General features: G+C 65.0%; 17 protein-coding genes. 10 read left to right on the forward strand and 7 right to left on the reverse strand.

The window, feature by feature from the left end; genetic code table 11:
* Positions 1-122: 122 nt before the first annotated feature.
* From ACN9MV_RS22850 to ACN9MV_RS22865, 4 genes are all read left to right on the forward strand, one after another.
* Entirely contained in the window at positions 123-1,412 is a 1,290-nt protein-coding gene (locus ACN9MV_RS22850) for a glucoamylase family protein (protein WP_426389620.1), read from the forward strand.
* Positions 1,409-2,800: a glycoside hydrolase family 15 protein gene (locus tag ACN9MV_RS22855; RefSeq protein ID WP_426389621.1), complete on the forward strand. Its 1,392-nt coding sequence runs from the start codon at positions 1,409-1,411 to the stop codon at positions 2,798-2,800. The genes ACN9MV_RS22850 and ACN9MV_RS22855 overlap by 4 nt, the downstream gene beginning before the upstream one ends.
* A gap of 122 nt (positions 2,801-2,922) precedes the next feature.
* Positions 2,923-4,563, forward strand: coding sequence for an ABC transporter ATP-binding protein/permease (locus tag ACN9MV_RS22860; RefSeq protein WP_426389622.1), 1,641 nt, complete (start codon positions 2,923-2,925; stop codon positions 4,561-4,563).
* Positions 4,560-6,860: a CocE/NonD family hydrolase gene (locus tag ACN9MV_RS22865; RefSeq protein WP_426389623.1), complete on the forward strand. Its 2,301-nt coding sequence runs from the start codon at positions 4,560-4,562 to the stop codon at positions 6,858-6,860. Before ACN9MV_RS22860 ends, ACN9MV_RS22865 begins: the two co-directional genes overlap by 4 nt.
* A 4-nt stretch (positions 6,861-6,864) precedes the next feature.
* Here the strand turns inward: ACN9MV_RS22865 and ACN9MV_RS22870 are convergent, their stop codons facing one another.
* Both ACN9MV_RS22870 and ACN9MV_RS22875 read right to left on the reverse strand, forming a co-directional pair.
* Positions 6,865-8,502: an alpha-amylase family glycosyl hydrolase gene (locus ACN9MV_RS22870; protein ID WP_426389624.1), complete on the reverse strand. Its 1,638-nt coding sequence runs from the start codon at positions 8,500-8,502 to the stop codon at positions 6,865-6,867.
* A gap of 61 nt (positions 8,503-8,563) precedes the next feature.
* On the reverse strand, positions 8,564-9,439 hold the full coding sequence (locus ACN9MV_RS22875; RefSeq protein WP_093180163.1) for a LysR family transcriptional regulator: 876 nt from the start codon (positions 9,437-9,439) through the stop codon (positions 8,564-8,566).
* A gap of 104 nt (positions 9,440-9,543) precedes the next feature.
* Between ACN9MV_RS22875 and ACN9MV_RS22880 the strand changes: the two genes are divergently transcribed.
* From ACN9MV_RS22880 to ACN9MV_RS22895, 4 genes are all read left to right on the forward strand, one after another.
* Positions 9,544-10,485, forward strand: a complete 942-nt coding sequence (locus ACN9MV_RS22880; RefSeq protein ID WP_093180165.1) for an NADP-dependent oxidoreductase — start codon at positions 9,544-9,546, stop codon at positions 10,483-10,485.
* Between the two features lie 42 nt (positions 10,486-10,527).
* Positions 10,528-11,397: an SDR family oxidoreductase gene (locus tag ACN9MV_RS22885; protein WP_426389625.1), complete on the forward strand. Its 870-nt coding sequence runs from the start codon at positions 10,528-10,530 to the stop codon at positions 11,395-11,397.
* A 184-nt stretch (positions 11,398-11,581) separates the two neighbouring features.
* Entirely contained in the window at positions 11,582-11,806 is a 225-nt protein-coding gene (locus tag ACN9MV_RS22890) for a hypothetical protein (RefSeq protein ID WP_093080730.1), read from the forward strand.
* 99 nt (positions 11,807-11,905) lie between these two features.
* Positions 11,906-12,283 (forward strand): DUF4288 domain-containing protein, encoded by a 378-nt coding sequence (locus ACN9MV_RS22895; protein WP_093080732.1) that lies wholly within the window; start codon positions 11,906-11,908, stop codon positions 12,281-12,283.
* Between the two features lie 213 nt (positions 12,284-12,496).
* Here ACN9MV_RS22895 and ACN9MV_RS22900 read toward each other — a convergent pair whose 3' ends face one another.
* Positions 12,497-13,657, reverse strand: coding sequence for a serine hydrolase domain-containing protein (locus ACN9MV_RS22900; protein ID WP_426389628.1), 1,161 nt, complete (start codon positions 13,655-13,657; stop codon positions 12,497-12,499).
* A 426-nt stretch (positions 13,658-14,083) separates the two neighbouring features.
* Between ACN9MV_RS22900 and ACN9MV_RS22905 the strand changes: the two genes are divergently transcribed.
* Positions 14,084-14,629: a hypothetical protein gene (locus tag ACN9MV_RS22905; RefSeq protein WP_426389629.1), complete on the forward strand. Its 546-nt coding sequence runs from the start codon at positions 14,084-14,086 to the stop codon at positions 14,627-14,629.
* Positions 14,630-14,806: 177 nt separating this feature from the next.
* Here the strand turns inward: ACN9MV_RS22905 and arr are convergent, their stop codons facing one another.
* Positions 14,807-15,202 carry an NAD(+)--rifampin ADP-ribosyltransferase gene (gene arr / locus ACN9MV_RS22910; RefSeq protein WP_426389631.1) on the reverse strand — a complete coding sequence of 132 codons (396 nt, stop codon included), beginning with the start codon at positions 15,200-15,202 and terminating at the stop codon, positions 14,807-14,809.
* Between the two features lie 149 nt (positions 15,203-15,351).
* Between arr and ACN9MV_RS22915 the strand changes: the two genes are divergently transcribed.
* On the forward strand, positions 15,352-16,365 hold the full coding sequence (locus ACN9MV_RS22915) for a LysR family transcriptional regulator (RefSeq protein WP_093080739.1): 1,014 nt from the start codon (positions 15,352-15,354) through the stop codon (positions 16,363-16,365).
* Here ACN9MV_RS22915 and ACN9MV_RS22920 read toward each other — a convergent pair.
* From ACN9MV_RS22920 to tauA, 3 genes are read right to left on the reverse strand one after another with little or no spacing between them, the layout of a single operon-like run.
* The gene (locus ACN9MV_RS22920; RefSeq protein WP_426389632.1) at positions 16,283-17,176 is read right to left on the reverse strand and encodes an ABC transporter permease subunit; all 894 of its coding nucleotides are present in this window, start codon (positions 17,174-17,176) and stop codon (positions 16,283-16,285) included. The two genes, ACN9MV_RS22915 and ACN9MV_RS22920, sit on opposite strands and share 83 nt — an antisense overlap.
* The gene (locus tag ACN9MV_RS22925) at positions 17,169-17,957 is read right to left on the reverse strand and encodes a taurine ABC transporter ATP-binding protein (RefSeq protein WP_097198563.1); all 789 of its coding nucleotides are present in this window, start codon (positions 17,955-17,957) and stop codon (positions 17,169-17,171) included. Before ACN9MV_RS22925 ends, ACN9MV_RS22920 begins: the two co-directional genes overlap by 8 nt.
* A 26-nt stretch (positions 17,958-17,983) precedes the next feature.
* On the reverse strand, positions 17,984-18,997 hold the full coding sequence (tauA, locus tag ACN9MV_RS22930; protein ID WP_426389634.1) for a taurine ABC transporter substrate-binding protein: 1,014 nt from the start codon (positions 18,995-18,997) through the stop codon (positions 17,984-17,986).
* Between the last annotated feature and the right edge of the window lie 164 nt (positions 18,998-19,161).

Consider the following 19,161-nt stretch of genomic DNA (forward strand, 5'->3'; position numbering starts at 1 on the left):
ACCCAGGGGGCCTAATGATGGCATGCTGCGGGCGAAGAGCTCTCAGCCGCGTGGCGTCGCCGATGATTCGGTGAAACCAAACGTGACACCCGGGACAACAACGAAAGGAACCGTTCGTGTTGATGGATGACAGGAACCCGAGGGCACTGGCAGCCCTGCCCGATGAAGCCTTGATCGACGCCGTGCAGCGGCAGACCTTCCGCTATTTCTGGGACGGTGCGGATGCCGACAGCGGCCTGGCGCTCGACCGCCGCACGCTCGTCGGCGCCACGGGCGAAGACCTGCCCGATGACAGGATCGCGATCGGCGGCACGGGCTTCGGCATCATGGCCATGATCGTCGCGGTGGAGCGCGGCTGGGTCACGCGGGACGCAGCGCTGGAGCGCCTGGGGCGCATGCGGGACGCCCTCTTTCGCGCCAGGCGCTACCACGGCGCCTTCCCCCACTTCATGGACGCAGCGAGCGGCGCGACGATCCCGATGAGCCCCAAGGACGACGCGGGCGATCTGGTCGAGACCTCGTTCCTCTGCATGGGCCTGCTCTGTGCGCGCCAGTATTTCAGCGAGGACACGGCCGCGGCGCGCCGGTTGCGCAGCGACATCGACACGCTGTGGCACGACGTCGAATGGAACTGGTTCACCCAGGGCGGGCGGGACGTGTTGTATTGGCACTGGAGCCCGAACCACGGCTGGGCGATGAACCATGAAGTGCGCGGCTGGAACGAGTGCCTCATCACCTACCTGCTGGCAGCGGCCGCGCCGCGCCATGCGATAGATCCGCGGGTGTACCACCGCGGCTTTGCGGCGGGGGCCGGTTTCCTCAACGGCCGGTCGTACTACGGCATCGAGATACCGCTGGGCATGCCGTACGGCGGCCCGCTGTTCTTCACGCACTACTCGTTCTGCGGCCTCGATCCGCACGGCCTGAAGGATCGCTACGCCGACTACTGGGACCTCAACTGCCGCCACCTGCAGATCAACCGTGCGCACTGCATCGCCAATCCTCATGGCCACCCGGGCTACGGTGAATCGTGCTGGGGCCTGACCGCCAGCGACGACCCCGACGGCTACCTCGCGCACGCCCCGGACATCGACAACGGCACCATTTCGCCGACGGCCGCGCTGGCCAGCCTGCCGTATGCGCCCACCGAGGTGATGCAGGTTCTGCGGCATTTCCTCACCGTGCATGGCACGCGCTTGTGGAAGGACTACGGCTTCATCGATGCGTTCTGCGAACGGCGCGGTTGGTTCGCAGAGACATATCTCGCCATCGACCAGGGCCCGATCGTCGTGATGATGGAGAACCATCGCACGGGCCTTCTGTGGAAACTGTTCATGAGCGTGCCCGAAGTGCAGGCCGGGCTGCGCGCCCTGGACTTCAGCAGCCCGCACCTCGAGTCGCCTGCACCGTGACCTTCAGCGTGGCGAGCCAGCAAGACCCGGCTTTCGAGTCATGGCTCGAAAGACAGCTGTCCCATTCGGCGAGCGCGATGCTGCCCTGCATCTCGCCGGTGTCTATCGTCAAGCATCGCCCCGGCTTCGGTCAGACCATACGGCCGGTCGCCGGCGCCATCATTGCCTCGCCCGTACTCGGCAACTACGACCCGGACCCGGACTACTTCTTTCATTGGTTCCGGGACTCTGCTGTCGTCATCGATGCATTGCGCCTGCTCTACGTCGACGGACGCATCGGCGACGAAGCCCTGCAGCATCTGCGCGATTTCACCCGCTTCAGCCTTGCCGTGAACGGGCTCGACGGCCGCGCGGTTCCCGCGGAGCAGAGCCGCAGAGCGCGCGTGGCCCCCGAACTCCTGCAGTACCTGCGCGAAGACCATGACCTCGCGAGCGTCCACGGCGATGCCGTCGTCGCCGAAACGAGAGTGAACCCCGACGGTACGCTCGACGTCCTCCGATGGGCGCGCCCCCAGCACGACGGGCCGCCATTGCGCGCGCTGGCGCTGCTGCGCTGGGCGGCCGGCGGGCACCTCGACGCGGCCCTGCTGGCGGAGGTCACGCCGCTGATTCGCTTCGACATCGACTTCACGCTGCGTCACTGGCGCGAGCCGTCGTACGACATCTGGGAGGAAGAGCTCGGCCACCACTACTACACACTGCGCGTCGCAGGGGCCGCGCTGGCCGAAGGCGCGGCATGGCTGGAGGGCTTGGGCGACGCGGCGCTGGCGCAGCGCTGCCGGGAGGAGTCGCGGGCCGTGCAGCGCCTGCTCGACGACTACTGGGTAGACGAGCGAGACGAACGCGACTCGACGCGCGGCTACTACCGTTCACGCGTGCTAGTGGACGGCCAGCCCAGTGCGAAGGCGCTGGACATCGCGGTGATCCTGTCGGCAATCCACAGCCTCGGCACCGAGGCCGCGCATGGCCCGGCCGATCCGCGCATGCAGGCCACGCTGGCGCGACTCGACGCGCTGTTCGATGCAGCCTATCCGATCAACCACGGCCGTGCCACAGGCCGTGGCGCGGCGATGGGTCGGTATGCCGGCGACGTGTACTACTCGGGTGGTGCGTACTTTTTCTCGACACTCGGCGCCGCCGAGTTCTGTTTCCGCGCCGCGGCGATGGGCGGCGATGCACGCCATTGGAACCAGTGGATGGGGCGCGGCGACGCCTACCTCGCCACCGTACGCGCGTACACGCCGGCCGGTGGTGATCTGTCGGAACAGTTCGACCAGCGCAGCGGCGCGCAGACCTCGGCGAAGCAACTGGCATGGAGCCACGCCGCCTTCATTTCGTGTGTCTCGGCGCGCCGCATCGCGGCCGCCGCTTGTCAGGCGCCGCAGTAGCGATGAGCGCGAGGCCTGAGAACCGTGTCGAGCCGGCTGCAAGAGCCGGTGTCTTCCGTCAGGTCCGCGAGTTGCTCGGCGCCTTGCGAGTGTCCCCGGTCGCGAAAACGCTTGTCGTGCTGATGGGCGCGATCGTAGTGGTCGTCGCGCTCACGGCGTATGGGCAGATTGAGCTCAATAGCTGGAACAAGCCGTTCTACGATGCGATCTCGCGTCGCGACCTGAGCGAATTCGTCGTGCAGGTAGGCGTCTTCGCCATCATTGCGGGCGTGCTGCTGGTCTTGAACGTCGCACAGAGGTGGCTGGGCGAAACCTTGCAGTTGAAGCTGCGCGAGGCCGTGGTCAATGACCTCGTGGGGCTGTGGCTGCAGCCGCGCCGGGCTTTCTGGCTCCAGGCCAGCGGCCCGATGGGGGCCCATCCGGATCAGCGCATGCACGACGACACGCTGAAGCTGTGCGATCTGTCGGTCACCCTCGGCGTGGGTCTGTTGCAGGCAGCGATGCTGTTCGGCAGCTTTGCGAGCGTGCTGTGGGTCATCTCCAAGGACTTCAGCCTCTTCTTCAACGGCGAGGACCACGTGTTGCCGGGCTTCATGTTGTGGGCGGCAATTGCCTATGCGATCGCCGGCTCGCTGCTCACCTACTGGGTCGGCAACGGCCTGATCTCGCGCAACGCCGAGCGCTACGCGCGTGAAGGCGAATTGCGCTTCTCGCTGACGCGCATCAACGAGCATCTGGACGGCATCTCCCTGGCTGGTGGCGAGGCCGACGAGAAGCGTCGCGTCGCCATGCATTTCGGCGACGTCTTGCGCGCCACGTCGCGCGTGGTGCTCGGGTTGACCAACCTGACCTGGGTCACCGCAGGCTTCGGCTGGGTCACCATCATCGCGCCGACGCTGGTGGCCGCCCCCCTCTACTTCTCGGGGAAGGTTTCGTTCGGCGGCTTGATGATGGCTGCCGCGGCCTTCACGCAGGCGCAGTCGTCGCTGCGCTGGTTCGTCGACAACTTCAGCATCATTGCCGACTGGCGCGCCACGCTGCTGCGTGTCACCGACCTGCGCCGGATGCTGGCCTCCGATCTGGAGGCACAGGCAGGTGGCAGCCGCATCGCCTACGAAGAGAGCGAAGCTGGGACGCTCGCGATCGAAGCGCTCGAGGTTCGCTCCTGGAGCGGCCACGATCAGCTGGACGACCCCAGTCTCGTCGTGCACCGCGGCCAGTGCGTCCTGATCCTCGGCACACCGGGCACGGAGAAGACCTTGCTGTTCCGGGCGCTCGCGGGCCTCTGGCCCTGGGGCTGCGGCACCGTGCGCCGGCCCGTCGGCGAGACGATCCACTACATGCCGCGCGGCACGCCCTACATTCCCCGCGGCACGCTGGCCGAAGTGTTGTCGTATGCGATGGAGCCATCGAGCTACCCGAGAGAAGCCATGGTGGCCGCGCTGGCGAGTGTGGGCCTCCAGCGCCTGGAACAGTTGCTGAACAAGACGGGTCGCTGGGAGAGCGAACTCAGCATGGACGAGCAGTTGCGGCTGGGCTTCGCCCGCGTGGTGCTGCAGGCGCCGCCCTGGCTGGTGATGGACGAAGCCTTCAGCGCGTTCGACGACGACACGCTCGAACTCATCATCGACGCACTGGGCAAGCTCAAGCACACGGGCATTGTTCACATAGGCTCGGCTGGAGGAGCGCACGACCGGCTGTTCACGCGGGTGGTGCATCTGGTCAAGGCGCCGAACGCCGCACCCGAGGAGCAGCGACCATGAGACACCCCGGGTCAACCGTCAGTCGTGCGCGTCGCGCCCTCATGCGGCTGATTCTTGCGCTGCCCGCGTGGCCGACCTGGGCCTGGGCGGCCGATTTCGGCTTCCGGCCACCGCGCGATCCTGACGATGCCACCGCGGCGGACCTGATGCGGGATCTGGCCGAGCGCATCTTGCCGGTGTACCAGGAGGCGGACACCGATGTCTTCCTGGCCAACCTGACCGCCCTGCAGATCGTCAGCGGCGCCTACCGTGCAGCCTACGACAGCAGCGGCTCGCTGCGCAGCCGCCGCCAGGGCAAGCCGTTCGACGACCTGGTCCAGCGGGCGATACTCGACGGTATCTATGCGCGTGCGCGCATGCTCGAAGCGGACGGGCGCCTCGGCTTCTCCGAAGCCTACGCGCGCTCGTTCCAGGAACTGGTGTCGCCGCTCGACAACGCGCAAGCCCAGGCCATCATGGCGCGGCTCGAAATCCCGCCGGCGGTGTACAGAGAGCCGCTGCGCCAGGCTTTCGATCTCTGGCGCGCGAAGGGCAGCCTCCCGCAGGCCGATGCGCTGGCGCTCGTGCGAACCTGGCTTTCGTACCAGTCGCGTCGCAGCTTCAATGCGCTGCTGCCCGAATTGTTCGCGGCGGAAAACCGCAACCGCTACGTGGCGGAGGCTGACATCAGGATTCCCGTGCGCGGGGGAGTCATCCATGCGCGCCTGGTTCGGCCCGGCCGCGCAAACGACGCACTGGCAGCCCTGCCGACGCTGCTGCGCTTCACGCTCGATCCCGCCGAGGACGACGCACAGCACAGTGCCGCCAAAGGCTACGTCGGCGTCACGGCGTACGTGCGCGGACGCACGCCCGACGGCAAGGGCGCCGTGTGGCCGTTCGTTCGCGACGGCGAAGACGCCGCCGCCGTCATCGACTGGATTGCCCGGCAGGCGTGGAGCGACGGCCGCGTCGCCATGCTCGGCGACGGCTACTCCGGCTACGCCGCCTGGGCCGCCGCTCGCAGGAGACCTGCTGCCCTCAAGGCCATTGCCACGATCGCGCCGATGGCGCCGGGCATCGACTTCCCGATGGCCGGACAAATCTTCCGCAACGCCATGGTCCGCTGGGCGCAGGAGCACGCGACTGCCGAGCCCCTGCGGGCCGGCGTCGACGCCGACGCGGACCCGGACACGATGTGGCAGGCACTCGACGCACGCTGGCACCGTGGCAATCGCCCCTACTGGGACATAGACCGCGTCCTGCTGGGCAAGCGCAGCAGGCTGGTCCGAACCTGGCTGACGCACCCGAGCCACGATCGCTACTGGCAGAAGTTCTTGCCGTCGGCGGAGCAGTTTGCGCGAATCGACATTCCGGTGCTCAGCTTTGCCGGCTACTACGGCGCCGATGCCGGCGCGCTCTACTTCCACCACGAGCATCTTCGCAACCGGCCGCAGGCCGACACGACGCTGCTGCTCGGCCCCTACGACGCGGCCTCGATCCGGCGCGGCACGGCGCCGACGCTGCGCGGCTACACGCTCGACCCCGTCGCACGCGTCGACCTGCCCGATCTGCGCTACCAATGGCTCGACCACATCCTGAAAGGCGCGAACAAGCCTTCTCTGCTGATGGATCGCGTCAACTACCAGGTGATGGGCGCGGACCAGTGGCGCCATGCGCCGACGCTGGACGCGCCGCAGCGCACCCGGCTGCGCCTTCACCTCGATACCCGCGAGCGCGACGACCCGCACCGACTGTTGCCGTCGCCGTCCGAAGGCGGTGGCAACGTGCGGCTCTCGGTCGATCTCGCCGATCGACGCGACGTGCGCATCCCGTGGCCGGACGCGCTGCGCGTGAAGCAACTGCCGGCGCGCAACAGCATCAGCTTTGTCAGTGATCCGCTCCCGGAGGGCACCGAGCTCATCGGCAGCTTGCGCGGCGTGTTCGACATCACGCCCTCACGGCAGGACGTGGACTTCAACATCTCGCTGTACGAGCAGACGGCAAGCGGCGAATACCAGCTGCTGTTCGATCCCTACGACTTTCGCGCCAGCTACGCAGGCCATCGCATGCGTCGCCGGCTTCTGCGGGCCGGCGAGCGTCAGCTGCTTGCGTTCACCGCCGAACGCGTGACGGCCTGCAAGCTCGCGGCGGGCAGCCGCATCGTGCTGCTGATCGGCCTCAACAGGCGTCCCGACCGGCAGATCAACTACGGCAGCGGCAAGGACGTGAATTCGGAAACCATTGCCGACGCGAAGTGGCCCATTCGAGTGCGCTGGCATGCGCGCAGCTACGTCGAGATCCAGACCGGCAAGTCTTGATTGCTCATCGTGTCGTCGGACCCTTGTCGTCCACGGCGCCGATGACGATGCCTTCGCAAGGCGCCAGCACCAGGGGCCCCTTGATGAACTCGGCGCGCGCAGGATCGGTCGATGCGAGCACGATCGGTTGGTGCGGCATCAACGCTGGCGAAATCGGCGCCGGGGTGGTGCCGAAGTTCAAGAGCACCACCAGCCGCTGCTCTTCGCCGTTGCGCGCATAGGCGAGCACCTCGCCTCCGGTTTCAAGCGCTTCGTAGTTGCCCCGGTTCAGCGCAGGCTGCGCGCGGCGCAACGCGATGAGGCGCCGGTAGAGCGCCAGCATCGACCCCGCGTCGTGTGATTGCGCCTCCACATTGTTCGTGGGCCAGTCGGCTGCCAGGCGCAGCCACGGCGTACCGGTCGAGAAGCCCGCATGCTCTGCCGCGCTCCACTGCATGGGTGTTCGCTCCGGGTCGCGACCCAGGCCCATGCCAGGCTTGTTCTTCTCGAACGGGTCCTGCACTTCATCGGCGGGAATGGGGACGTCCGTCATGCCGATCTCGTCGCCGTAGTAGAGCGTCGGCGTGCCGCGCAGCGTGAGCAGCAGCATGGCCGCGAGCCGCGCCATCTGTGGCCCGACGCGGCTCGCAATGCGAGGTCTGTCGTGATTGCCCAGCACCCAGTTCGGCTGGGCGCCGGCGGGCAAGGCGGCTTCGTAGTCGCGCACGAAACGGTCGATGCGCGCCGCCTGCCACTCGGTCGCGATCAGCTGGAAGTTGAAGGGCAGCTGCACGCCTTCGAGCACGCCTGCGGCGTTGAGTCCGTAGTAGGCGACCAGGCGCGGGAGCGGCAGGTAGAGCTCGCCGATCAGCACGCGCGACGAGCGTGCGTCGCTGAACGCGTCGACCACGCGGCGCATCTCGGCCACGATCGGCTGCACCTCCGGCAGGTCGGTGTTGTAGAGCATCAACCAGCGAAAAAATGGGTCCTGGCCCGGGGCGAAGTCCGGATTCGGCGGGTTGTCGCGGAACTGCGCGTCCTTGATGATTTGAGAGAGCACGTCGACACGGAATCCGTCGACGCCACGCCGAAGCCAGAAGCGCAGCACCTCGTACATCGCGGCTCGCACTTCGGGGTTGCGCCAGTTGAGGTCGGGCTGCTCCTTCAGGAACGAATGGCAGTAGTACTGGCCGGTGGTCGCATCGAAGGCCCAGGCCGGGCCGCCGAAATTGCTGAGCCAGTTGTTGGGCGGCCCGCCGCCCGGCGCCGGGTCGCGCCAGATGTACCAGTCGCGTCGCGGATCGCTGCGTGCGCTGCGGCTCTGCGCGAACCACGGATGACGGTCCGACGTGTGGTTGGGCACGAAGTCCAGGATGAGCTTGAGCCCTCTCGCGTGGGCCTCCTGCACCAGCGCATCGAAGCCGTCCAGCGTGCCGAAGCGCGGATCGATGCCGCAAAAATCGGAGATGTCGTACCCGAAGTCGGCCATCGGCGAGGGATAGATCGGCGAGATCCAGATGGCATCGACGCCGAGCGAGACCAGATGATCCAGCCGGGCGCGGATTCCGCCCAGGTCGCCGATGCCATCGCCGTTGCTGTCCTGGAACGAACGCGGGTAGACCTGATAGACGATTCCGCACTTCCACCAGTCGTCGGCTGACATCTTGATCCCCTCGTGCTCGGTTTAGGGTGAGTCCATTTTCCCCAGAATGAAAACAGCTGACCTAGCCGTTCAGTACGAGAGACCCCTGCGGATACTGCGCGCACATGAAATCGACGAACGCCCGAACCTTCGGTGCAGGGAGTCGCCTCGACGTATGCAGGACCCAGAGCGCGACCTCCACGCCTGAAACCATGCCCCACTGAACCAGTTCTCCGCGCGTCAGCTGGTTCCATGCGATCGACTGCGGCATCAGGGCAACGCCAGCGCCGGCGATCGCAGCGTCGCGAATCATCAGGAACGAGGAAAGTCTGAGCCTCGGAATCGGCTCCAGGACAAGGCGTCCGTCGTCCAGCGTCCAGTTCGTCGGTTGAAAGCTTGTCGAGACGATGCCTGGGACCGGGCTGACCTTGCCTGGCGTAGGCACGGGCACGGAGGGCGCGGCCACGACCACCAGCCGGTCTTTGGCAAAACACCGGCCGACGAGGCTGCTGTCCGGGCTTGGATTGATCCGGATCGCGGCGTCGAACTGCTCCTCGACGAGGTCCACCAGGCGATCGTCCGCCACCACCTCGCAGCTGACCTCGGGGTAGGCCGTGCAGAACTCGGCGGAGATGCGGCCCATCGCCAGCTGGGAGAACAGCACCGGCGAAGCGATGCGCAGGCGTCCGCGGGGCACCGACAAGCCCTCGCGCGCGGAAGTCATGGCGTCGGCCACCTCGTGCATCGGCCCTTCGGTGCGGTCCATCAGCATCTGCCCGGCTTCTGTGAGCTTGAGCCCGCGGGCGCTGCGCTCGATGAGCCGCACGCCGAGTTGCTCTTCCAGATCGGCGATGCGCCGGGACAAGGTCGCCTTCGATCTACCGCTCGCGCGGCTTGCTTTTCCGAGGCCGCCGTTCATTGCGACGAGCGCGAAGTCGCTCAGTGCATTCAGATCCATAGTGTTCCGCAATTGAAACGAGGTGTCTTCATTTTCGGATCTTCGTTTTAACAATGCAACGACTTATCTTCTCCTTACCGCAACTTCAACAGGAGAAAACTGAAATGACCACCACCATCACTCAACGTGCCGTGCTTATCCGGGCCTATGGCGGTGCTGCCGCCGCCGAGGTCGCCGAGACCGCGAGGCCCACGGCCGGACAGAGCCAGGTCCTGGTGCGCGTCCGGGCGGCCGGCGTGAACGGCATCGACTGGAAGATTCGTGAAGGCTTCGTCCGGGACGCGTTCCCGCTTCAACTGCCCGCCGTGCTGGGTATCGAGCTTGCGGGTGTCGTCGAAGCGCTTGGCTCCGGCGCCTCGCGTTTTCGCGTGGGCGATCGCGTCATGGGCCCGCTGGGCGGCCTGGGTGCCTATGCCGAGTTCGTGGCAGTCGACGAGGCGAAGCTCGTACGCACGCCGCAAGGCCTGGACGACGTCCATGCGGCCGCCGTCCCCGTCGCGGCCGTGGCCGCCTGGCAAAGCCTGCACCACGCGGGTCCGATCGCCGCAGGCCAGCGAATCCTCATTCATGGTGCAGCGGGAGGGCTGGGCGGCTATGCCGTGCAGTACGCCAAGCAGGCAGGCGCCGAAGTCTTCGCGACGGCGTCTACCGCCCACGTCGAATACGTGCGCAGCCTGGGCGCGGACCACGTCATCGACTACCGCACCGAACGCTTCGAGTCGGTCGCGCGCGACATCGACCTTGTGCTCGACTACGTTGGCGGCGAAGTGCTCGATCGCTCGTGGCAGGTGCTGACGAAGGACGGCGCGATCGTCGGCACGTCCTCGCCCGACATCCTGGCACGCACGCCCCCCGGCCGCCGCGGACTGTGGTTCATGAGCAAGCCTGACGCGGCGCTCCTGGAACGGCTGGCGGCAGAGATCGCCGGAGGCACGCTGATTTCGAAGCTCGACGAAGTCGTGGGCTTCGGCGACATCCCCATGGCCATCGAACGCAATCGCACCGACCCGCGCATCGGCAAGGTCGTTGCGGACTTCTCGCGCTGATCGATCTTTTCATCCCCCCCACCAACCTCCCAGGAGATTTCCATGAGCATTCTCGTCACCGGTGCCACCGGCACCATCGGTTCCCTCGTCGTCCAAGGCCTGGCCAGTGCCGGCGCCGAAGTCAGCGCCTTCGTTCGCACACCCGGAAAGCAGAGCTTTCCGACCGGCGTCAAGGAGGTCGTCGGCGACCTGACCGACGTGCCCTCATTGCGCGCGGCACTGTCGTCGGTGCGCACGCTGTTCCTGCTGAACGCCGTCACGCCCGACGAAGTGACCCAGGCCCTCGTCGCGCTGAACCTGGCGCGCGAAGCTGGCATCGAGCGCATCGTCTACCTCTCGGTCATCCATGCAGACAAGTTCACCGATGTGCCGCACTTCACCGGCAAGCACACGGTCGAGCGAATGATCGAGAGCCTCGACATTCCGGCAACCATCCTTCGGCCGGCCTACTTCATGCAGAACGAGCGCATGGTCCAGCAGGTGATCCAGGGCTACGGCGTCTACCCGATGCCGATCGGCTCCACAGGCGTCGCGATGATCGACGCGCGAGACATCGCGGACGCCGCCGTCGCCGAACTGCTGCGCCGCGATCGCGCGACCGCGCCGTCACCACGCGTGACGCTGGAGCTGGTCGGGCCCGAGCTGTTGACCGGAGAGTCGGTGGCCAAAATCTGGAGTGCTGCGCTCGGTCGTGAAGTGGCTTACGGCGGAGACGACGTGGCGGCCTTCGAAGCGCAGATGGCCACATCGGCGCCGTCCTGGCTTGCCTACGATATGCGCCTGATGATGGCCGGGATCCAGAAGTTCGGCATGCATGGCGCGGACGGCGCCGCGGATCGCCTGCAGGCCGTCCTCGGACGTCCTCTGCGCAAGTACACCGACTTCGTCAAGGAGGCCGTTGCCGCGTCGTAGGCTGCGTGCTTCGCGTACGTCGGCTGGGACTGCATCACACGCTGCACTCTGGAGACCTGATGTCCGTTCCGTGCGCGGCGGTTGCTGGCATTTGGCGGCAAAGCGCGGGTGAGTACTATCGACTAGGAGCGGCCAGTCGCCCCGTTGGGAAAACTTAGCCCACAACCAGTCATTCGGGAGAAATATGCACTTCGAAACCAGCGATGAGTTGCTGAACTTTGTAGAGGACTGGGTAGGCTTCAGCGGTCCAGGATATGACTACGACGCTAAAGGGCTACTCCTCCTGCTGAGAGCAAGTCTTAGAAACATGCAGAAGCATTTCATTGAAGGCGACTTCGAGGACCTGAAGGACTTTTTCAGCGATGAAGAGCGGGGGATTCTGAGCAAGCTCTTGCACTCGTGCGAGTGAATCAAAAATGACGCCAGCCGGTCAGAACCAGTCGTTCAGAGTTTCGGTTGAGCAGCTGTCGCTCTACTAGCTCCGAGCCACTGGCGAGACAATCTTTGCATGACATACGACAAGAATCTTTCACCGGTGGGCTGGTATGCGGTTTCGTACCTGCTGCGCTTCGTGGAGTTGAATGACGACAGAAAGGACGATGATGAAGCTCGATTCATGTCGTGGGAGAACACAATTCTTGTGCGTGCGCGAACCCTTGACGATGCCTATAAAAAGGGCATGACGGTTGCTCGCGCGAATGCGAAGCCATACAAGGGTGGTCCGGAAGGCGTACCTGTTCAATGGAAGTTGGTGGGTATCACCGATGTCCTCCCAATCTACGAGAAGCTGGGAGACGGGGCGGAAATCTTATGGACCGAGCGCGCCCCTCGAAAGCTCAAGAATCTCAAGCAAATGGTTAGGCCGAAGGGCTCTTTCCGGCAGTAGCCGCAAGCCCTGCTGCAGGGGCGGCGAAGCTGAACTGGAGGTCCGCTTGCGGGATAAACCTATGCCGCCTTCGGGCCCCAAGCGGATGTAGCGAGTGCAACGTGGGCCATCGCCAAGCGGCCAGTCACCGTAATAGGCGTTTCGCGAAGATCGCCCGGTGTTTCGCGGTTCAATTAAGCGCTGACAGCATGGACGCCAGTCACGGTATCCGAGTCATAGGGACGGTGAGATAGCCTGCAGCACATCGTTGAACACGCCGTACTGCAACTTGAATGCCTGCGGGCTGTAGTCCTGGTAGTAGCCTGCCGTCACGGCAACGACGAGATCGAGCTCGGGCACGATGCGGATCGATTGCCCGCCTCGACCGAGCGCACCGATCCAGCGGACTATTCGTCGGTGCGCTCTGGCATGGCCGCTCCACCAAAGGTAGCCGTAGTCCTGGTCGTCCGTTGCCTTGATGAGCGACGCGGTGGAAGCTTCGATCCAGCCCTTCGACACGATCTGGCGTCCATCCCAGCGCCCGCCCGCCAGCACGAGCTGTCCGATCTTCGCCATGTCCCGTGGACGCATGCGAAGGCCTCCGCCGGCGTCGCTGTCTCTGCCCATTCGGCTCCATTCTTCGCCGGAGATGCCCAGGGGCTCCAGCAGGCTCGTTCGCGCGAACTCGTCGAGCGGTCTGCCGGTGGCCCGATGCAGGATCGCTGATATAAGCGCCAGCGCGCCGGTACTGTAGAAGAACTGCTGCCCAGCCGCCGCGACAGTTCGGCGCGTGAGCACGTAGCGGCACGGATCGCCCGAAAAATACATGCGCGTTTCGTCGTTCGCGAGATCGCCGGTCGCGGGCGTTGACTCGATCCATTCGAGACCGAGCGTCATGCCGAGCGCGTGCCGCAGCAACAGGCGATCCGATTCTGGCGTTCGCAGGTCTGCGAGTTCGGGGAAGAAGCCAAGGATCGGCTCGTCGACGCCATGGATCAGCCCCCGGTCGATCGCGATGCCGACGGCGAGCGACGCGACGCTCTTCGTCGCTGACTTCATTGCATGGCGCGTGTTGGCGTCGAAGACGACGTTCTCCACGCGGCTGCCGAAAAAGCTGGTCGGCACCTGATCGCTGCCTTGGAGGTAGCGCTCAAAAACGAGCTTGCCGCGATGCAAGACAAGAACGGAGTGAATGTTCGAGCCCGAAGCCGCAAGCCGATCGGCCATCTTGCTGAGTGCGGCGGTGTCAACGAGCTTGCCGTCGTCACCCGCGGCGATGTCCCAGTCATCTTCTCGCGAAGTCTTTGCGGCGAAGCCTCCGATCGAATGGGTGCACGCTGACACGCCGAGTGAGGCGAGCGCAGTGCCAACAAGAACGAACTCACGGCGTTTCATGGCACGTCGACGGTGGAAGGTGCATTGATGTTAAGCAGCGAAGGCTGCGCGCGTCAATCGCCTACTCCTCCGAGTTAGCGATCCCACACCTTTTTAATGAGGATAGAGCATCGCCGAAGCAGCCATTCGCGATTGGCCGCTTGTGGCCGCACGGGAAGTCTGCGCAAAGGGCCCAGCGACGTTCTCGAAAGCGGACGCTTAGGATTCCGCCGGGTACGCCGGGTACGCCGGGCACGCCTGGTTGACGGGAGCCGACCCTTGAGCCTTACATTCAAGTAGGTCTCGCTGGCAATGCTGCTGCGTTTCGCCGGGAGAGCATGGCGGGCGCATCTCGCATCGAAGGTCGAGCTCGCTCCTGGCTCAACCTATGCCATAAGACATGCAAGGTTTGATCGTTTGACAGTCGCTTGCCGAGCCTCATCTGCCATGAAATATTCACGCCACCTTCCTGTTCTTTTCGCCGCGGTCGCATGCACCCACATTGGCGCTCAAACAACGGGCGCCGCATCGCATGGATTCATTTCTGAATCCAATGCCGCCGTGTTCAAAGCTTGCGCCGTTGCCCCGACAGCGAATGGAGCGTGCCCGCTCGATGCGGTCTTTGGGCTCTTCAAGCTCGCGCCCAACAACGATGTGCTGGACTTCAAGGTTTCGAACACCGTGCCACGGGCGATCAACCAAAACTACGGTTGGATCCTGAAACTCAACCGGAAATCTGGCAAGGTCCGCATTCTCGAACGCGTGACATTGCCGGAAACCCCGAAGACGTGGGGCAGCGGTGGCCAGCCTTACGGTACGTCGGCGGATCGCAAGACTATTTCGCTGGACGTGACCCTGACCATCTACGACGGCACCATTTCGAAGTCTTGGGACGTGGCCGATGGCGATCCTGCCGGCCACTACCTGATCAGCGCCTACGTCGCAGACTCCGCTCCGGTGCAGTTCGAGTTTGATGTTATCGATCCAAAATGACCAACTGCCGTAGCCCTGTGGGTTGAACTCATTGCGGCTGCCTCAGCTTCGAACGTCGGCCGCGAGGGAGCGCTTCTGGCCGAATTCAGCCGCACAGCAGTGGCGCCGAGAGGCCCAAGACGGTCAACAACCCGGTCCATCTCCGTTCGCTACCCGGCGCGGCACGGCAGGCGGGATTCAGTTGATGATCTCTCCCATGCCAACGCGTACGCGCTCCCTGAGCTGCCGGATGTACTCCGGATCGAAGAGTTCCCAGGTCTCCAGTTCGCCGACGATCCGAAGCGGCTCCCGGCTGCGGTACGAGCGTGTGGGATTGCCCGGAAACTTCTTGTCGGTGACGTTGGGATCGTCCTCGTAGGCGCCCGTGGGCTCGACGATGTAGACGCGGCCACGGCCGTCGCCCCTCGCCATTTCGGCGGCCAGCCCAGCGCCCTTGGGCCAGGCGGTGAAGTAGATGTGGTTCATGACGACGCGGCCGTCGTAGTTTGACCGAAAGCCGGCCGTGAGCAGATCGCCCATCTGAAGGTCCGCCCGCGTACCGTGGAAGTAGGGGCCAGCGTCCAAGATAGCCATCGCAGCTCGCTCCTCTGCAGAAAGGAAAAACCGCGGAGTCTACTCGTGTCGATCGTCACGGAAGCTGTCTCGCGTGAAGTCCGATCCAGGCCTGGGTATGCCCCTACACCCCACGGCCTCATCCTCGATGCTGGAACAATGCCTCCACCATGGACGGCCTCGATCTCATCAAAACATTCCGTGAAGTCGCGTTCCGGCGCAGCTTCTCCCGCGCAGCGATTTCGCTGGGCATGTCGAAAGCCACGGTGAGCCGCTATGTGGCAGAGCTCGAAACCCGCAGCGGCGTGCGCCTGCTGAACCGCTCCACCCGCTCCCTGAGCCTGACCGACGCCGGCCAGGTGCTGCTCGACCGCAGCACGCAACTGGTGACGATGGCCGAGAACACCCTGAACGACCTGCAGGCCCACGGCTCGCATCCGCGCGGTCGGCTACGCATGAGCGCGCCGCACGGGCTTATCGCCGGCTGGCTCTCTGACGTGATCGCCGGGTTCATCAAGCTCTACCCCGACGTGTACGTGAGCCTGGTGTTCACCAACGACAACCTCGACCTGATCGAGGAAGGCATCGACATCCACCTGACGGGCGGGCGCATCGACGACATGAACCTGATCGTGCGCCGGCTGGTGCAGTTCGACATGGTGGTCTGCGCCACGCCGGCCTACTGGGCCCAGCGCGGCATGCCGCAGACGCCCGAAGACCTGGGCCGGCACGATGTGCTGAGCTTCTCGGCGAAGCCGACCACCCACCTGCCCTTCGAGACCGGCGGCAAGCCGTACGACGTGCCGGTGCACAGCCGCATGGAAGCCAACGACGCCGTGGCGCTGATCGAGCTGGCTCTGCGTGGCGTGGGCGTGGCCTATGTGCCCGAGCCGCTGGCGCAGTCGCACCTGGAGCGCGGGGCGCTGGTGCCGGTGCTGCGCGAGCACATGCCGCGCGAGCACTGGCTGTATGCCGCGTATTCGCAGCGCCGCCACAACAGCGCCGCGATGCGCGCGATGCTCGACTTCCTGGAGCAATCGATGGGCGCGCTGGCCGAAGGCCCGGCGCTGCCGCCACAGCAGCCCGTGCACATGGCACCGACTACATGCGCCCTTTCCAGGGCACCAGACGTCGCTCGAGCCACCGCATCAGCAGGTCGAACAGATAAGCAACCACCCCGATGACGATGATGCCCATGATGACGATGTCGGTGCGCAGGAAGTTCGACGCGTTCAGCACCATCTGACCCAGCCCCATGTTGGCCGCCACCATCTCGGCGGCCACCAGCGTTGTCCAGCCGAAGCCGATGGCGATGCGCATGCCCACAAGGATGTCGGGCAATGCCGACGGCAATATCACGTGACGAATCACCTGCATGTAGCTCGCGCCCATCGAGTACGCGGCGTTGATCTGCTCTTGTGAGGCACTGCGCATGCCCGAGCGCGCGGCCAATGCCAGCGGCGCGAAGCAGCTCAAAAAGATCAGCAGCACCTTCGGCAGCTCGTCAATGCCAAACCAGATGATGATGAGTGGCAGGTACGCCAGCGGCGGCAGCGGCCGGTAGAACTCCAGCGGCGGATCGAAGATGCCGCGCCAGAAGCGGCTCATGCCCATCGCGATGCCCACAGGAATGGCGGTGACGCAGGCCAGGAAGAAGGCCGAGAACACGCGGAACATGCTGGCAAGAAAGTGCTGCCACAGCGGCTTGTCGTTGGCCTGGCCGGTGAGGTATTCGTAGAACTGCTGGAACACCGCCTGCGGTGTGGGCAGGAACAGAGGCTTGACCCAGCCCATGTTGGTAACGATGAACCACAGCGCCACCAACGCCACAACGGTGACGATGCTGATGGTCACGCTCGAGCCTTCGCCCGGCACCTTGAAGGCGCTGGTCTTGAGCTTGGCGCCTGCTGCGGGTGCAGGCAGTACTGGCGGGGTGGCGGGCTTGGAAGGCGGTGGCGTCATGGCGACGGGGGATGCGATCGACACCTCAGACATGGGCAACCTCGCGATGATGAATGATCGACAGCACTTCTTCACGCATGCGGATGAATTCGGGCTCCGACTTCACCTTGCGCGAGTCGCCGTGCGACAGGTACTGGCGAGAGAAAGGCACGTCGTCGTAGACGTGCGATATGCGCCCGGGGCTCGGGCTCATCACGATCAGCCGGGTGGCGAGGAACAGCGCCTCTTCCACCGAGTGGGTGATGAAGAACACCATCTTGTTCGACTTGGACCAGGCTTGCAGAAGAATCTCCTGCACCTGTTCGCGCGTGAAAGCATCGAGAGCGCCCATGGGTTCGTCCATGAGCAGCACGGCCGGGTCGCTCGCGAGTGCGCGCGCAATGCCAACGCGCTGCTGCATGCCGCCCGACAGTTCGTACACCGCACGGTCGGCGTATTTCTGCAGGCCGACGAGGCCCAGCTTTTCTTCAGCGATGCGGTCGCGCTCGGCCTTGCCCACGCCGGACAGTCGCAGGCCCAGCGCCACGTTGTCGCGCACGTTGAGCCAGGGCATCAATGCGTGCTTCTGGAACACCACGCCGCGGTCGGCGCCGGGGCCGACCACCGGTTTGCCATCCAGCAATATCTCGCCGGTCGATGGCGGCAGGAAGCCGGCGATGCTGTTGAGCAGCGTGGTCTTGCCGCAGCCCGAGGCACCTAGCGCTACGACGAAGTCGCCGTCGTGCATCGTAAGGTTGACGGGGGCCAGCGCCTGCAGCGTGCCGCCCTTTACCGCGTAGTTGACCGTCAGGTCTCGGATGTCTAGCGTGGGCATTTCAGATCTCCGCTTTCCGTTCGTTGCTACTTGCCCATTGCCTTCTCGACATAAGTAGTGGTCACGAACGCGCCGTAGTCAGGCTTCACCTCCTGCACCCGCCCCTGTTCCTTCAGGAAGGCCGCCGTGTTAGCCATCGCCTTGGCAGCACCACCGCCCAGCCACGTCGGCGAAACCTGCTCTGCCATCGTCGGGAAGGTGTACAGCGCCATCGCTGCGCCAACGTCCTTCGGATCAGCCTTGGTCCACTTGGCCATGGCCTTGGTCTGCGGCGAATCGGGCGTCCAGCTCTTGCCTGTTGCCTTGTATTCCTCGTTCGCGCGGTTGAGTGCCTTCACGAAGGCGATCATGAAAGGCTCATTCGCGGCCGCCCACTTGGCGTTGACCACGATGCCCTCGAAGGTGGGCGCGCCGCGCTTGCCGATGCTGCCCGAGGTGGCGATGGTCTTGCCGCTGGCCTTGATCTTCGAGAGCACCGGGTCCCAGATGAAAGTGGCGTCGATGTCGCCGCGCTCCCATGCGGCCGCGATCTCCGGCGGGCGCATGTTCATCACGTTCACGCTCTTGGGGTCGACGCCGTCCATCTTCATGCCGGCCATGAGCTGGTAGTGCGCGGTCGACACGAAGGGCGTGGCCACTTTCTTGCCGGCCAGGTCCTTCATGCTGTTGATGCCCGATGCATTGCGCGCGATGAGCGCTTCCGCATTCGCGATGTCGGCGGAGATCCAGAACAGCTTGATGTCCTGCCCCTGGCTGGCCGCGGCCGTCAGCGGGCTTGAGCCGGTTTCACCCATCTGCACGTCGCCTGAAGCCATCGCGCGGATCACGTCGCCGCCGCCCGCGAACATGCGCCAGTTGATCTTGTAGCCCGTGACCTTCTCGACCTCGCCGGACTCCATGACGAGGCGCAGTGGAACCAGCATGTCCTGGTGGGCGAAGGTGAGTTCCTTGGCCTGCTGTGCGGAAGCGGTGCCGCACAAGGCTGCCAGCGTGGCGGCCAGCACGGCGAGTTGCAGGGGGAGACGGCGGGACATGGTCATCGGGTTTCTCCAGTAGGTGAATCTCGCAGCGACTTTGCACGCATCGCCTCCAGCCAGGAAGTACCAGCACCGGGGCGGGCATGGAGCCAGCCGATGGGTGAATACCCTTGTTCTGGTGCACATGGCACTCAGACGGGGCGTTGCCTCCCCCGAACTCTTCAGCC

This window comes from Variovorax sp. R-27, from assembly GCF_049913215.1.
Classification (GTDB): domain Bacteria; phylum Pseudomonadota; class Gammaproteobacteria; order Burkholderiales; family Burkholderiaceae_C; genus Variovorax.